General features: G+C 56.5%; 15 protein-coding genes. 7 read left to right on the top strand and 8 right to left on the bottom strand.

The window, feature by feature from the left end:
• Window positions 1-445, bottom strand: a 445-nt coding sequence (locus J6524_RS36625) for a right-handed parallel beta-helix repeat-containing protein (RefSeq protein WP_225678712.1), incomplete at its 3' end; no start/stop codon positions are given.
• A 719-nt stretch (window positions 446-1164) separates the two neighbouring features.
• Between J6524_RS36625 and J6524_RS36620 the strand changes: the two genes are divergently transcribed.
• Entirely contained in the window at window positions 1165-1428 is a 264-nt protein-coding gene (locus J6524_RS36620) for a hypothetical protein (protein ID WP_156434039.1), read from the top strand.
• A 231-nt stretch (window positions 1429-1659) separates the two neighbouring features.
• On the opposite strand, the gene J6524_RS36615 is transcribed toward J6524_RS36620, so the two are convergent.
• Window positions 1660-2067 carry a hypothetical protein gene (locus J6524_RS36615; protein ID WP_225678711.1) on the bottom strand — a complete coding sequence of 136 codons (408 nt, stop codon included), beginning with the start codon at window positions 2065-2067 and terminating at the stop codon, window positions 1660-1662.
• Window positions 2068-2751: 684 nt separating this feature from the next.
• Here J6524_RS36615 and J6524_RS36610 point away from each other — a divergent pair.
• The 5 genes from J6524_RS36610 to J6524_RS36590 all read left to right on the top strand — a co-directional run bounded on the left by J6524_RS36610 (window position 2752) and on the right by J6524_RS36590 (window position 8332).
• Window positions 2752-2973 carry a PilZ domain-containing protein gene (locus J6524_RS36610; RefSeq protein WP_225678710.1) on the top strand — a complete coding sequence of 74 codons (222 nt, stop codon included), beginning with the start codon at window positions 2752-2754 and terminating at the stop codon, window positions 2971-2973.
• Between the two features lie 279 nt (window positions 2974-3252).
• A complete protein-coding gene (locus J6524_RS36605) occupies window positions 3253-6090 on the top strand; it encodes a coiled-coil domain-containing protein (RefSeq protein ID WP_225678709.1) in 2838 nt (945 codons plus the stop codon).
• 42 nt (window positions 6091-6132) lie between these two features.
• Window positions 6133-7161 carry a TAXI family TRAP transporter solute-binding subunit gene (locus J6524_RS36600; RefSeq protein ID WP_225678708.1) on the top strand — a complete coding sequence of 343 codons (1029 nt, stop codon included), beginning with the start codon at window positions 6133-6135 and terminating at the stop codon, window positions 7159-7161.
• A 137-nt stretch (window positions 7162-7298) separates the two neighbouring features.
• A complete protein-coding gene (locus J6524_RS36595) occupies window positions 7299-7781 on the top strand; it encodes a hypothetical protein (protein WP_225678713.1) in 483 nt (160 codons plus the stop codon).
• A gap of 44 nt (window positions 7782-7825) precedes the next feature.
• The gene (locus J6524_RS36590; RefSeq protein ID WP_225678707.1) at window positions 7826-8332 is read left to right on the top strand and encodes a DsrE family protein; all 507 of its coding nucleotides are present in this window, start codon (window positions 7826-7828) and stop codon (window positions 8330-8332) included.
• A 174-nt stretch (window positions 8333-8506) separates the two neighbouring features.
• Here J6524_RS36590 and J6524_RS36585 read toward each other — a convergent pair whose 3' ends face one another.
• From J6524_RS36585 to J6524_RS36560, 6 genes are all read right to left on the bottom strand, one after another.
• Window positions 8507-8836 (bottom strand): hypothetical protein, encoded by a 330-nt coding sequence (locus J6524_RS36585; protein WP_225678706.1) that lies wholly within the window; start codon window positions 8834-8836, stop codon window positions 8507-8509.
• 179 nt (window positions 8837-9015) lie between these two features.
• Window positions 9016-9408 (bottom strand): hypothetical protein, encoded by a 393-nt coding sequence (locus J6524_RS36580; RefSeq protein WP_225678705.1) that lies wholly within the window; start codon window positions 9406-9408, stop codon window positions 9016-9018.
• Window positions 9409-9680: 272 nt separating this feature from the next.
• On the bottom strand, window positions 9681-9875 hold the full coding sequence (locus J6524_RS36575; RefSeq protein WP_225678704.1) for a hypothetical protein: 195 nt from the start codon (window positions 9873-9875) through the stop codon (window positions 9681-9683).
• Window positions 9876-10358: 483 nt separating this feature from the next.
• Complete coding sequence (locus tag J6524_RS36570; protein ID WP_225678703.1) at window positions 10359-10802, bottom strand: hypothetical protein; 444 nt, start codon at window positions 10800-10802, stop codon at window positions 10359-10361.
• 615 nt (window positions 10803-11417) lie between these two features.
• Window positions 11418-11849, bottom strand: coding sequence for an NUDIX domain-containing protein (locus J6524_RS36565; protein WP_225678702.1), 432 nt, complete (start codon window positions 11847-11849; stop codon window positions 11418-11420).
• Between the two features lie 1132 nt (window positions 11850-12981).
• Window positions 12982-13161 carry a hypothetical protein gene (locus tag J6524_RS36560; RefSeq protein ID WP_225678701.1) on the bottom strand — a complete coding sequence of 60 codons (180 nt, stop codon included), beginning with the start codon at window positions 13159-13161 and terminating at the stop codon, window positions 12982-12984.
• Between the two features lie 315 nt (window positions 13162-13476).
• On the opposite strand from J6524_RS36560, the gene J6524_RS36555 reads away from it, so the two are divergent.
• Window positions 13477-13773 (top strand): hypothetical protein (locus tag J6524_RS36555; protein ID WP_225678700.1); only part of this gene is annotated, 297 nt, incomplete at its 3' end.

The raw sequence follows: 13773 nt of genomic DNA, 5'->3' as shown, positions 1-13773 counted from the left end.
AGTGACGGGCATCCGGGTTGCTCGACGTGTCAGCCAAGTCGTGGATATAGTTGTCCTTGACCTCGGCGCGGCCGAACAGCTGGATGCCGATCACCATGCCTTTGATATCGCAGCCGATGATCGCAGAGTTGGTGCCGCCCCCGATACCGAGACCAGATGTGCGGGTTGAGCCGCTGCCATCGATGTCGCAGTACTCCACACGGGTGTTGTCCGCATTGTCCGATAGGATGCCCCAGGTGTCGAAATTCTGAATGACGCAGTTCTTGATCGTGACGTTGTCTGCCGCAATCGTAAGCGTCCCGTTGATGATCTTGTTCTCGATTACCGCTCCCGCCGTCGTGATGGTCATCGGGCCGGTATAGTTCGTCAGCGTCACGCCAGCCTGTACGCCAGCAGTCGCCGCGTCCGGCATGCCAAAGAGAGCAGGATCAATGGTACCAGTCATGTGCTTACTCGCGGGTTGATGTTGATGAAGACGGTGTGGTCTTCCGCGGGCGACATTTTTGCGACGACATCACGGCTTGGCTGAGGTCATTTCTCGCAGACCAGTCGATAATTGAATGCCGGAAGGAAGATTTACCGTCTCGCTTAAATGCCACCACTTCAGCCTGGACTGGAACTCCACTTCAGCCCCATTCAGCGGTTCAAGACCAGACGCGACACACGACACCTCAGCCCATCCATCTAGCGGCTGCCGCTCTTTCCAATCTCGCGTTCAAAACAACCTCTACATTGCGGAAACGACCTGAATGCAGCTCCGGAGATGACCAGCTCACCGCGTCTCTGTCCGGCAACATCCGATTCTGCGGGCACAGACAACTCTGTTGCCGAAACTCTCGCGCCTGTATTACAGGTCCATCGCTAAAATCGCCGGGGCGCATGGAGCGCCTTGCGGAGAAGTTTCGGTGCAGTTCGGTATCCAAATTTGTGGACGCCCATTTTGGACAGGCAGCTCGAAGCCAGAATTAACTTCAGCGATAGACGTCAGCTTAATACGTGACTCCAGTTGCGGCCGCTCTGATAGACGCTAGTATGGCTGCAAGTCGCGCGTATTTGCGAACATTGCGCCAAGCTCTATTCATTGCAAAATTGGCGCCTTTACCCGACGAGACCGCAATGCGGTCCGCGGCGGCAACTTACCGGTAGCTCTTGATATGGGGCAACATGGCCAATTTATTGTACTGGCTGCTGATCGCAATCTGTTTCTGTTCGGGCTTTTTCGGTTACCCAGTTTGGACGATCTTGTTACTGGGAGTGGTTGCAGCAGTCACCTACCTCATCGATCGGCAAGGCGCATTTGAAATCGGAATGAAGGAGTGGGGCGCTGCCTATCCGCTTATGATAGTCGCAGCAAGCGCGCTGCCAGCGGGCATTTTGTTCGCAATTGGCTGGCTTGCTAGTCGAGCACTCTCGCAAATCTTAGAGTGAGCCGGCTCGTCAATTGCCACTTGGACTTTCCTGGCTTTCGAGCTTAGCGACCGCAACTGCTATTGCCATGGTGACGTCGCCTCGGACCCTTGATACGAAGAGACTTGTTTGTTGTTGTTCTCCCTGGCAACGACAAACTTGGCGGATCGATTTGTCTGAGCTCAAGAGTTAACGCGACAAATACGACGCTTTCCAAGCCGGCGTCGTTCTCGTCTCCGACTATTTTTAGGTTCATCCGCTATCCTTCGCGTGAGAGATGCTGTGTCCAAAGTCGAAGTCAGGAAACCTTGTGACTAGCGCAGTCTTCAAGAACTGGATATGCCTGATAGTCGCTTCTAGTTCGTTTAAGCGCCTCTGCCCTTCTGCTATCTCGCGGCCGAGCAAATTCTGATAATGGCTATCCTCCGGATCTCGCGTTAGATACTCATCGGAATCATTGCCCAAGGTTACCGCCGATCGCGCCAGCGCGTCATCGATACGTGCTTTGAGGCCAGCCTGCTCAGCTCTCGCGCCCTCCAGCGCGTCCTCTATCGACCGAAAAATGGATGTAGCGCGGGCGCGGTCAGTTTCGGTATCTCGGCTGGCCGATCGCGCCTTGAAATTGACAACGGTGCGCGCCTTTAGAAATCGCTGAAACATCTTCGAGCTTCTCCAGGATGGTTGGGTCGAGATAGACGCTGAGTCGTCACAGCCAAGTTATCACGAAATGCGAACGTTCGGCGCAAGATCGCTTTCGTGCGAATGATGCGGTCTATGGGCAGGGTCGAGGCTCCCAGTTGATCATTCAAGCAACCGCCCGCGCACGGGGCAGCCCATCGCTGCCCGATTGGAACTGCGCTGATGCCGCACCGATGCCGATCTCTGATCAGCTCCGAAACTACGCAAACGAGATCAGACGTGAAACGAGTTGTGCTCGCCGGAATGAAATCTGAAAGGCCACCAATCTTCTGAGCCCGCAAAAGCTTCGCGCCTAAGTCATCCTCGAAGCAATCTGCCTCGGGGCCCTCTCAACAAGATCGACTCGAGATACCTATCTTCCCGCTTCCTGCAGGTTTTGGGCATGTCCGCCCCAAGTTGACCGTCGCCAATAAATGGCTAATACTATTTAATTGTATTATTAAAAAAATAACGCAGATAATTTCAGAAGGAGGCTTTGGGAGGGTACGCGGACTGGGGGCAAAGGCTCATACCATTAGTCGCCAGTAAGGCCGGAGGGCATCCGGTCTAGTTCGATCATGGATCGCGTTTGGCCGCGCGCATCTGTCGCCATCGGAGATAGCGAGGAGAATTTGCGCGCCTCGAACTGATTGCGTGGAGGAAGTCATGGTTGAAATGCACCCTGTAAGGCTTGGCTCAATCAGCTTCGGCCGTTCGAAAACTATTTGCACAATTCGTAGTATTTCTGCTTACGGCGCCGCGCTTGATGTGGCGGCCGATGAGCAAGTCCCTGATGAGTTTGCGCTGACCGTCATCCCCGACGGTGACCGGCGGCGGTGCGCGGTCGTTTGGCGCAAAGAGAAACGCATCGCTGTCGCGTTCTATTGACTTGCCCACAAAGGGAAATTCTGCAGGGCGGCGCTCCGGGAGCGATGCGCCGCCGCCTGGTATTGTCTTTTCAGCCTGTTGGTGATCCTTGAAAACTCAGCCTGTGAGCGATCCTTGAAAACGCCACACGCGATGAGAGCGACCGACGCTAGATAAAAAGTTCATCATTATTAATTTGATTTAATTTTGAAAATAATATAAATCCGCATTGAGCTTGGGACCTATTTGCGAATTGAATTGTGAAGTGACCCCGTAGACCTGTTTAAAAAGGCGTCACATTTGCGCCAGCCCATTGAAACTGCTCCGAGGGACGGAAAGGAAATTTGGGTCGAGGATGATCAATCGGCTTACGATGTCGCGCATTGGTCGTCTGAGACAAAAGAATGGGTCTGGAAGAACGGCAAACCAATCAGGATCACGCCGACACATTGGTCTCCAATAGCCGAGCCTCAGTATCAGGAAGACGATCAGTCGAACGGCCCGCTTTGGAACGATCGCGTGCGTCGATGGTTTCGGACTTCCTTGATCATTGCAACTCTGACTACGGCTGCGTTGATTAGCGTGTACTTCCGCACGGAGGTGGTCGCCTTTGCAACGCGATACCTTGATTTGCGAGACATTACCGATTTCGATAGCAATGTGGAGTCGTCGAGCAAACCGGACGACGAAACTGCACGGCTCCACCAAGCGGACGTCATGGTGGAGAAACTGCGGCGGTCCCTTCAACAGGAACAGGCCGCCGCCAACGCACTCGCAGACGAGCTTTTGGAAGTTCGCCGCGAGATCGAAACGCAAGCCATACAACTGCAGAAAGCCGTCGATGAAGCTCGGCAGCAGAAGCAGACGGCAGAGGCAGCCACTTCCCAATTACACCAATTACAAGAATCCCTGCGGCAGGAGCAAAAGAAGACCGCCGCTCTCACCCAGGAAATCGACATAACGCGCCAGGCGATGACGGCAGGCGCAGAGCAGCAACGCCACGCGCTCGAGGGGGCAGAGGCTCGCGCCGCGACACTTGCGAATGAGCTTGCCGGAACGCGGCGCGAGGTCGAAACGCAGGCCGCACAGTCGCAAAAGGCCGTCGATGAAGCCACACTGCGGGCGCAGGCGGCGGAGGCCATCAATGCCGAACTGCGAGAAACGCTGCGGCAGGAGCAAAAGAAAACTGCCACTCTTACCCAGGAGCTCGACGCTGCGCAGGCGATGAAGGCAACCGCCGAACAACAACGCCGCGCGCTCGACGAGGCACAGCTGCGTGCCGCAACGCTCTGGAGCGAGCTTGCTGGCGCGCAGCACGATATCGAAACGCAGGCCGCACAGTCGCGAAAGCTTATTGATGAAGCCGTGCTTCAGAAGCAGACGGCGGATGCCAGCGCTGCCGAATTGCGAGAATCTTTACGGCAGGAGCAACGGAGAACTGCCGCTCTCACCCAGGAGGTCGACGCAGCGCGGCAGGCAATGAAGGCAACCGCCGAACAACAACGCCGCGCGCTGGACGAGGCACGAGCGCGTGCCGCAACGCTCTGGAGCGAGCTTGCCGGAGCGCAGCGCGATATCGAAACGCAGGCCGTACAGTCGCAAAGAGCTATTGATGAAGCCGTGCAGCAGAAGCAGGCGGCGGATGCTAACGCCGCCGAATTGCGAGAATCTTTGCAGCAGGAACAACAGAGAACTGCCGCTCTCACTCAGGAGGTCGAAGCTGCGCGCCAGGCATTGACATCAGCCGCCGAGCAACAACGCGGCGCGCTCGAGGACACTCAGGCGCGCGCTGCGACACTGGTGAGCGAGCTCGCCGAAACGCGTCGCGAGATCGAGATACGGGTGGTGCAGTCGCAAGTGGCGGAGGGTGAGGACACGCAACAAAGACAGATGGCGGAAGCAACTATCACCGAACTAAGAGAATCCCTTCGGCGGGAGCAAGAGAAGACCGCTGCGCTTATCCAGGAGTTCGACGCTGCACGCCAGGCGATGACGGCAGCCACCGAACAACAACGCCGCGCGCTCGAGGAGGCACAGGCGCGCGCTGCGGCACTCGTGAGCGAGCTCGCTGAAACCCGTCGCGAGATCGAGACACGGCTCGTGCAGTCGCACGTGGCGGAGGGTGAGGATACGCAGCAAAAACAGATGTCGGAAATAGCTATCACCGAACTGAGAGAATCCCTACGGCGGGAGCAAGAGAAGACTGCTGCGCTTACCCAGGAGTCCGATGCTGCGCGCCAGGTGATGACGGCAGCCGCCGAACAGCAACGCCGCGCGCTCGAGGAGACAGAGGCGCGTGCCGCAGCGCTCACGAGCGAACTTGCTGGAACGCGTCGGGAGATCGAGATGCAGGCCGAACAATCACAAAGAGCGATCAATGAAATCTTGCAGCAGAAGCAGAAGGCGGAGGCTGCCGCTGCCAGATTGCAAGACTCGCTGCAGCAGGAGCAAAGGAAGATCGCCGCCCTCGCTCAAGAGGTCGACGCGGTGCGACAGGCGATGGCGGCGAGCGCCGAGCAGCAACGTCGAGCGCTCAACGAGGCGCAGGAGCGTGCCGCAACACTCGCGAGCGAGCTTGCTGGAACCCGCCGCGAGATAAAGGCGCAATCTACGCGGTCGAAGACGGCGGACGATGCGGCCATACGACAAAGGCAAGCGGCGGAGCGCACCATCGCGGAACTGCGGCAATCGCTGCAGAAGGAGCGCGACAAGATCGGAGCGATGGCACGCGATCTTACCCCGGCACGGCGCCCTGCGGACCAGCGCGAGCCGCTCGGGCGCGCACAGGATAGTCCGATCGTCCAGACGGCGCGGACCGCAGGCGCGGGCGCAACGAAACAGCCGATGACCTCTGACACACAGAGTAAGACAGAGGCATCACGATTGATCGCGCGCGCTGGTGCGCTTCTCAGTCAAGGCAATATCGGTGCGGCGCGAATTGTACTCGAGCGCGCCGTCGAGAGCGGCGACGCCCGTGCGAGTTTCATGCTCGCAGAGACATATGATCCGGTCATTCTGTCCGCATGGGGTACCTATGGAACGCGTGGCGAGTCGGCGAAAGCACGTGAACTCTACGCGAAGGCGCACAGCGGCGGCATTCCGGAGGCAAAGGATCGGATCGACGCATTGCGTGAGTGAGGGATCAGGGACCGCATTCACGACGGGCAAGTGGAGACGGAGATGAACACGCTGCCGAAACCATGGTCGTTTTTGCTGCTCGCGGCGATGACGCCTGTTATCTTGATGCTTCAGTCTGCGGACGTATACGCGCAGCCCGCCAAGAGCGAGCGGGCCGTCAGCCGCGCCTCAGCGCACGACCAAAGGGAAAGGATCAACGCCTGGACCGTCGGCCTCGCCGGCGGCTTACTGGAGGGCGCACCTATTCGCCTGGCGACAGAGATGGCCCGCATCGTCGATGACGGTCCGAATCTACATGTCCTGCCGATCGTCACTCGAGGAGCAACCGAGAACGTGAATTCGCTACTCTACCTGCGTGGCGTCGATACCGCGATCATCAATTCCGACGCGCTCGAAGAGTACAAGATTCAGATACCGGAGATCCGGAGCCGCATAACCTATCTTCTCAATCTATTCCCGTCGGAGCTCCACATTTTCGTACGACCCGAAATCAAGACTTTGCAAGACCTCGCTGGCAAGAAAGTGAATTTCAACACCCAGGGTACGGCCGCCGCTTATTCAGGGCCGCTGATCTTCAGCCGGCTAGGCATCAGCGTCGAAAAGACCTTCATTCCACACCAGGTGGCTCTGGAGCAGATGCGCAAAGGGGAGATTGCTGCGGTCCTGTTCATCACCTCGAAGCCCGTCGACGCTTTCGTGCGCGGACGCTGGGACGAAGGCTACAAGTTCCTTTCAGTTAATTTCGATAGCAAGTTCGAGGATTACTATCTGCCGGCAACGCTTGAGGCCAGTGAGTATCCCAACTTAATCAAGCCGGGTGAACGCATCTCAACGATCGCGGTGCCGACCGCTTTGGTAGCGTTCAACTGGTCACCGCGATCGAAGCGTTATCCCCGTGTTGCCCGTTTCGTGGATTATCTGTTCTCGCGGATCGATCGGCTGCAGGCCCCGGGATTCGATCCAAAATGGAAGTCGATCAATCTCGCCGCGACCGTCCCCGGGCTCGACCGCTTCTCGGCGGCGCAGGAATGGCTGGATCGCAAGGCGCGCAGCGCACAGGCACGGCCATGAAGAAAGCAGCGTTCCCGCTCGCTGTGCTGTTGGATGCAGCTTACAGCATGGCTTTCGCGCAAAGTCCCAGCGAAGTCATGGCGCATCTTCGCGCGTGCTCCAGGGAGCTTGCTGTGAGGACGGAATGCTTGGAAACCATGCCGCGCAATATCGCGCATGCGGCCGCGGCAGGCAGCGACAACTGGCTTGTCAGCGAGACCACCTCGCCCGTGGACTATTCGCCGGTCGTTGTGGCGACTACGTTGTCTCGCGGCGACTCCGACGGCGCCACGATGCAGCTTTCGATCCACTGCCGCGGCGGCCGCACCGAACTCGTGGTCACGGGGCCTGCAGTCTCGCGCAGCGCCGAGGAGTACCTGATCTCCTACCGCGTTAATGACAATCTCCCAGTGCAGCTTCCCGCTGCCCGCCCATCATTCGGAGCTGGCGCTGCGCTAAGGGGCGACGTGGTGCGCCTGTTGCAGTCGCTGCCCGACGAGGGGCCGTTCGCTGTGCGTCTTTCCGCGCGAACAGGTGTGGCTTCAGAAGGACATTTCTTGCTTGGCGGCCTGAAGACCGTACGCGAGAAGCTGGCGACCGCGTGCAAATGGCCACATGCCGTTGCCAGGCCAGGTAACTAACGGTCATCGGACAGGAGGGCATTCACATGACGAGACTTGGAAGAATGGCTGGAGCCGCAGCGGCAATTGCGGCATTGCTCTTGGTCGCGCCGTCGTCGGAAGCGCAGGTGAACAAAAAGCAGTCTGCGCAGGCGACCAAGCTTACGGCGGTTACCAAGACGATACCCACCCAGGATGCCACCAAGCCGCACCGTCTTATTCTGCAGGTAAACAGTAACGAGCCAGCGATGATGAATCTCGCCCTTAACAATGCGGCCAACGTAGCCCAGTATTATCAAGACCTCGGCGAGAAGGTGAGTATCGATATCGTCACCTTCGGGCCCGGCCTGCATATGCTGCGCGACGATACTTCGCCGGTGAAAGCCAGGATCAAGGCACTCTCGGAAAAGCAGCCTTCGATTTCCTTCGAAGCCTGCGGCAACACCCGCGAAAACATGAGCAGGGCCGAGGGCAAGGAGATTCCGCTGATGTCGGAAGCAAAGGTCGTAAAGTCCGGCGTGGTACGTGTGATGGAGCTGCAGGAGCAGGGCTGGGCCTACGTCAAACCGTGACGCTCGACCCACGCGAGAGCCCGCGACATGGCGCGGGCGATTGATAATCCTGGGAAGGCGGAAATCGCGGCGACTTCGCAGGGAGGTTGAGACATAATCGAGGGTGAAGGCGATGACGTTCAACATCGACGCGGACCCGCGCCGAGCTATTCGCCTGACTCGGCGATAGGACGCCTAAGCATGGTCGTTAGCCTGGCAGGTGATGGCCACAACCTCCACTCTGTCTACCTTAATCAGCATAACAAACGTGAAATCGTCTGCAGCCGGCGCCAATCCAACACCACGCTCGAACGCTGCTACTTCTTTCTTCGTCGCCGGCCGAAGTCCGAACACAGAATCCACTGGGCAAATGGGGACGCCGTCCGAGGTGATCTCATACAAATCCAAACGGAAGTCTGGCACCGCGCATATACCGCGTGCAAACTCGATGTCTGGCGCCTGAAGCGCAAGCGTCGGCCTTCCGTTGATATCGAGCGTGAAGATCTTGCGGCCCGGCTGCTCCAATTTTCTATGCCTTTTCGAGAGATAGTTTAGTAAAAAAGCGAGAACTTTGCTTCGCGATCACGAATGGTCAATCTTGATCGGCAATTGGATGCAGCGTCAACGGGAAATTACCATCAGGATGCAGCACAGCCGCCGAGGCGTACCCGGCAGTATTCAAACGCCTGCAACTCGATAAATCTTCAGCGCGCCCCTTGTAAGGGCTGAGGTTCAGGATATGCCCAGGCCTCTTTCAACAGGGCGTCGGTGGATTCTTTCAAGACAGCCGCGTCATTGCCCGGCAAGTAACACGCTTCTAGATTGAACATAATGATGGTTAGCCCCAGCGCGCGCGGCCAATCCCCTGCATCCGATAACTGATGTATAGTTTTTGAAGCGTGCTTCAAAACCTGCTTTCGTTCTACGCTAGAGCCGCTCGCGTAACGCCTGCTTAGAAACTCGAAACTCGACTTCACAACACCAAAGCACGCCGATTTTGCAGCTGGATCTGCCGCATCAATTTGTGGCCTCAAGTTTTCGTATCGCCTGCGGAGGACATTGGCTCGCGCTTCGTGCCAGAGGTTCGGAAATTTCATTCCCCCTCCCGATCAGCTTCCCTGATTAACAACCAGTTAGAAACGCGGAAAATGCGGCGGCCATGCGGCGGAAAACCCCGGGATCGTCCGGGGAATTGTCCTGGTCTCGCGCGGCAAAAGCCAGCCGGCGCCCGTGAACTGTCCCTGCCCCCTGTTGAATAGAATTGTCTCGTTAGAGGCTGAAGCGCGATGCTTTGCCGTACACTTGCATTGAAGCGCTAACAAACGCCGTTCCAACTCGACAAGGCAATTCAAAGAGCCGGCCTCGGTGCTCAGACAGGTCCCGGCTCCGCACTGCCGGCGGCCCCTTCAAAGATCGCCAAGGCCTCGATGGCCGACTCTTCTTCCAAGAGACGACTTTCAATAAACCGGCGCTCGGCGTCCGTCAGCATCGTCTTCAGCAATTGCCGGTAGCGATGCACGTTATTGCGATGCGTTCGCAATCGAACAAAACTCTCCTCAATCATAGGTCGCTACTCTCAACCAATGTGTCAACAATAGATATGTCAATGTACTTGGTTTAAAAAGGAACTTGGCGGCCCAAGGTTATCGTCGGCCACTAGGCTGTCAATAACAAACGGAGCTATGGGTTAAGCGGCGACGTCCTGGCTAGGATCTCGCAATTTGATGCCCGTGCGGACGTCAAAGTCGAGTTCACGAAATTCTGGCACTACCAGCTTGGCCACCGTGCCGCCGGGTGCCTGTCCAACCGCCCCCGTTCGCCCTCCCCGACCCCGCAATTTGTGTTAACCGCCTTAGGCCGACTGTATCGGCCGGATCAGAGCACGTTCCCTGCCGTCAGCGCGCCGGCTCGCGGGTATTTTGCAGACCAACGATACCGCGGGATTTTCTCTCCTTCGCCGAACTTGCCCTGATTGAATGCAAACCGAGCAGCGACACACCTGCTAGCCATAGCGGGCCAGCGTGCCGTCAGCTTACCGAGAATGCTCTCAATTCGAACCAGACAAGTGCTGACCAAGCTGTTCGCGATACATTCGTTGGTTAACTGTATCAGCGGTTTGATTGCGGACTGATTCAATTGAATCCCGCGGCCGGACCGCATCAGGAGTACGCGCCGATACAACCGAACGGAATGGCAGCGTTTGGGTTCGCACCTGGCGCTGCTCAAGTGCATCCCTCAAAACTGCGGTTACCTTACGATCTATGAGCTCGAGGCGGTCGGCAGTTGCATTGGTTTGAAGACGAAGCTCCAGCAGTTCATCCCCAATGAGCCGCCTGATCGTTACTTCCACAAGCACAGAGAACACATAGCAAATAAATAGCGCGACCAAGATGCTACTTATGATTGTTCGGTATTCAGGAAATACGTTCCAGACCGCAGCACCCAGAATTGCGGCCGTAGCCCAGCCAACGACTTTGAAGAATGTCTCCATTTTCAATACTCCTACAAAGAATGTCGAAGCTTCGTATCAAACTAGTTGTACGCTCCTGATTGCGGCGCTGGATTTCAGTTAAACGGATCGGGCTTACGGAATTACGACCGTAATGAGTCGATGCCGTGGGCTACGAAAATTCCGATACCTAGAACCAACAGAAATGCGATTACGGCATCAAACATGGCAATAAGCGAAGGCCGCTTCTTGTGATCAGTCAAAAAGATTCGACTTCACAACAGGCGGTTTTGCCTGACTGGTGCATGAAGGCCACAATGAAGCCGGCCAAATTCAGGCTACCTTGCCCGTCCGTCTCGACGGCCAACCTCGAAATTTTAGGCATCTGAGCAGATCACCCTTGGCGCAGGTGTGGCAAAAGCCAGGACGCTCCAAACCCGGTTGCCTAGCCTGATGCTGGAGTCTAACGCGCGGCATGCGGCAATATCCCAAGACATGTAACGCGATTGGCAGGTCGCTCGTTTGGAACCTCCACCAGTCCAGCCCCGACGTAACAAGAACTGGCTGCGCTATGCGAATGCCTTCCTTTTCTCTGCTATTTGGTTGGTCGCTGCGGTCGCTAGGTTAGTAGGTGGCTCAAGACGCTGAAGTGTTCCGTCAAGCATTCAGGTAAGCTTTCAATGCAAGACGCGTAGTCGGTGCAAGCCTGGGCTCGATCTCGGTAAGCTTCATCGGTTCTACGATAAGAAGAGATCCTTCGGTGACGGACAGCGCCTCCGCTGGAATATCGCGCACGACGAAAAGATGTCCGTGGATCGTTCCTCCCTTGCTGTCGATGTCCTCACCGTGAAAGCTTCCAAGATGCTCAAAATGATCCGCCGGGACAAAATATCCGATCTCCTCGTGTAGCTCGCGAACTATGCACTCCAAGAACGTTTCGTCGCCCTCGCGGTGACCACCAAATAGCCCAATCTTGCCCGGGCTGGTGATGCCCACAGCATTGTCGCGCAACTGAAACAGGTAACGCCCAAACGTATCAATAATGATTGCAGCGGTAGTTTCGCGGTGCCGCAACTGCTTATCCTTCACACAGCATATCCCTCATTTCGCATCCCTCTGCCACCACAGCTTTCTGATCTCCTCCGATTTGCGCGCCTCCCCTAAGGCGGCATCTCCCCGGGGCAATCAAATCATTCTGCTCGATGTCGTCGCCTGCCCCGCCCTTGCATCGCCGTTCGTCGAGACTGAAAGTGGTGATGGTCTCACAGTTCCTATGTCTTACGATGGCTCCTTCGCAAACAGCAACTCTGCGATGACGCGATCATCAAGGATGAGCATCAAATTGAGCTCTTGCGAATCATCAGCCGAGCCGATCACGTGGCTGCCAATCGACTGCAATGTGCAGGGTCATTCAGTGAACTTCTCGGAACTGCTGACATGCGGGGTGCGAGGCAATATCGATGGGCACGATGTCGCAGCTAAGCCGGCCACAACCGAGAACTGCGTGTTAAGCTTGATGCGAATATCCCGGTCGATCCTGGAATCCATACCAGCGTTCGATGGGGCGAGTTGGTGTCGTTACTGCCAACATCGGGCTAAGCCCTCGCCCGCATTCACTTCTGCACCGATTGTAATGGAGACGATCGGCGGTCTGCCGATCGGGCGTCGAGCCGAAGCACCTATCTCATCTCATTCATTGCTACCGATCCTCAGCCGACCCTCATCCCAATTGCAGGCGCGATCTCGCTCGCTCACTTCGCTCGATCACATGGGACGCACGCGCCCCGGTTCGAGAGTTGCATTTCATCGAAGCTTCGAGCTTCGATTTAATCTTTCGAGCAATTGTATCACCTCGGAGCTCAACTCAATTGCGTCTGCTGTCGGCAATTGCTTCTGGGAGGGACGCGGCGCCTGCTTTCCCTGCGCGAACGATGCAGCTTGCGCCAACGCGAGAGCTGATGCCTTCCTCTCTGCGACAGCTAGAAGTATGAGGCCGATAGCCATAGGAAATAGGCCGATGAACTCCCAGTCGTCGATCGCAAAACATAGTACGAGACCGAGGATAAGAAGAGTTGCCCCAGCAATACGCATCTCACACCAATAAAATCACTCAAAAAGCGTTCATTTTTAATGGCTTTGTCGCGCCTCCACAAGTTAGGGCGGGCATCTGCAAGCAATTGAAAAACGGCTCAGCCGTCTGAAAGCGACCGCGATCTCTTTTTCATCGCCACTGCGATTGCATGAACAATCTGCCATTGGGCGTCCGGCGCGCCGTCGCCTCTTCGGCTCTTTGGACAGCTTCTCGCAGCTCAAGCAATTCGGCCATCTGAACGGCGAGACTGCGTGTAATATCAGCAGCAGCTCTCAGTTTCTCTAATGATTGACGCAATTCTTCTGCCATCGGAACATTCCTCGGGAAAATCAGAGCCTTACAGAATTGGCAAACGATGCGTCCATTGGGTATTAGCTTTAACCCTACCGATGAACCTTGATTTAGTGGCACCGCTGCGTGATCGGCCCCTCGCGGACACTGTAGATCCTGCAGGAGCTCGCTGACCGAGGCCTTGAGGTGGCGGGGTTTCTATGCCCATCGTGGTATTTGTATACCACAAACTCTGCGCACCAAACGTGCGGAAAATCGTAGCCGCACATTTAAATTGTCGTCTCCCCGATTATAATTTAACATGCCCTAAATTAATTGAGTGGGAATTGCGTCATGTCCAACGATATCGAGATCGAAGATCGCCGTAAGTTTCTGATTTCGTGCGGAAGATTCGCCGCTGTAACCCCGCCAGCTATGACATTACTTCTCTCCACTTCGCTGACATCAACGGCGATTGCTCGATCAGGTAGCCGTGGGAACGACGGTGGGCCGGGACGCTCCTTTTTCGACAATGATCCCGATCCGCCCAAGGAAAAGCAGGTCTCCGACGATCGTCGCTCGCGAAAGGACGAAGCGAGCCAGGGAGACGGTAATCACGCCTCGGTTGGCGGTGGCGGAGGTGGTGGGGGT

It is taken from the genome of Bradyrhizobium hereditatis, from assembly GCF_020329435.1.
Taxonomy (GTDB): Bacteria; Pseudomonadota; Alphaproteobacteria; order Rhizobiales; family Xanthobacteraceae; genus Bradyrhizobium; species Bradyrhizobium hereditatis.
The sequence above is the reverse complement of the archived record's forward strand: the minus strand, read 5'-3'. Positions and strand labels throughout refer to the sequence as shown.

Excerpts from the sequence above, each read along its gene's own strand:
- J6524_RS36560 (WP_225678701.1), bottom strand. The coding sequence starts at position 13,161 with ATGGCAGAAGAATTGCGTCAATCATTAGAGAAACTGAGAGCTGCTGCT.
- J6524_RS36610 (WP_225678710.1), top strand. The coding sequence starts at position 2,752 with ATGGTTGAAATGCACCCTGTAAGGCTTGGCTCAATCAGCTTCGGCCGT.
- J6524_RS36615 (WP_225678711.1), bottom strand. The coding sequence starts at position 2,067 with ATGTTTCAGCGATTTCTAAAGGCGCGCACCGTTGTCAATTTCAAGGCG.
- J6524_RS36595 (WP_225678713.1), top strand. The coding sequence starts at position 7,299 with ATGCCGCGCAATATCGCGCATGCGGCCGCGGCAGGCAGCGACAACTGG.
- J6524_RS36600 (WP_225678708.1), top strand. The coding sequence starts at position 6,133 with ATGAACACGCTGCCGAAACCATGGTCGTTTTTGCTGCTCGCGGCGATG.
- J6524_RS36575 (WP_225678704.1), bottom strand. The coding sequence starts at position 9,875 with ATGATTGAGGAGAGTTTTGTTCGATTGCGAACGCATCGCAATAACGTG.
- J6524_RS36620 (WP_156434039.1), top strand. The coding sequence starts at position 1,165 with ATGGCCAATTTATTGTACTGGCTGCTGATCGCAATCTGTTTCTGTTCG.
- J6524_RS36590 (WP_225678707.1), top strand. The coding sequence starts at position 7,826 with ATGGCTGGAGCCGCAGCGGCAATTGCGGCATTGCTCTTGGTCGCGCCG.
- J6524_RS36570 (WP_225678703.1), bottom strand. The coding sequence starts at position 10,802 with ATGGAGACATTCTTCAAAGTCGTTGGCTGGGCTACGGCCGCAATTCTG.
- J6524_RS36580 (WP_225678705.1), bottom strand. The coding sequence starts at position 9,408 with ATGAAATTTCCGAACCTCTGGCACGAAGCGCGAGCCAATGTCCTCCGC.